Consider the following 705-nt stretch of genomic DNA (forward strand, 5'->3'; position numbering starts at 1 on the left):
GAATACGTCGACGTGGTCGAGCAGCTGGCGATCGATCGTGTGAAGCAGCTGTTCGGCGCGGAAGCCGCGAACGTGCAGCCGAACTCGGGTTCGCAGGCGAACCAGGGCGTGTTCTTCGCGATGCTCAAGCCGGGCGACACGATCATGGGCATGAGCCTCGCGCACGGCGGTCACCTGACGCACGGCTCGCCGGTGAACATGTCGGGCAAGTGGTTCAACGTGGTGAGCTACGGGCTGAACGAGCAGGAAGACATCGACTACGACGCGGCCGAGCAACTCGCCCAGGAACACAAGCCGAAGCTGATCGTCGCGGGCGCATCGGCGTTCGCGCTGAAGATCGACTTCGAGCGTCTGGCGAAGATCGCGAAGTCGGTGGGTGCGTACCTGATGGTCGACATGGCGCACTACGCCGGCCTGATCGCGGCGGGCGTGTATCCGAACCCGGTGCCGCATGCCGACTTCGTGACGACGACGACGCACAAGAGCCTGCGCGGCCCGCGCGGCGGCGTGATCCTGATGAAGTCGGAATACGAGAAGCCGATCAACTCGGCGATCTTCCCGGGCATCCAGGGTGGCCCGCTGATGCACGTGATCGCGGCGAAGGCCGTGGCGTTCAAGGAAGCGCTGTCGCCGGAATTCAAGGCGTACCAGGAAAAGGTGGTCGAGAACGCACGCGTGCTGGCCGAAACGCTGGTCAAGCGCGGC

1 protein-coding gene is annotated in these 705 nt (G+C 64.7%); it reads left to right on the forward strand.

Annotation, left to right across the window (positions count from 1 at the left end; all coding sequences use genetic code 11):
- Window positions 1–705 (forward strand): serine hydroxymethyltransferase (gene glyA / locus SB786_RS35540; protein WP_410731476.1); only part of this gene is annotated, 705 nt, incomplete at both ends.

The organism is Burkholderia sp. SIMBA_062 (genome assembly GCF_046534765.1).
GTDB classification, from domain to species: Bacteria; Pseudomonadota; Gammaproteobacteria; order Burkholderiales; family Burkholderiaceae; genus Burkholderia; species Burkholderia ambifaria.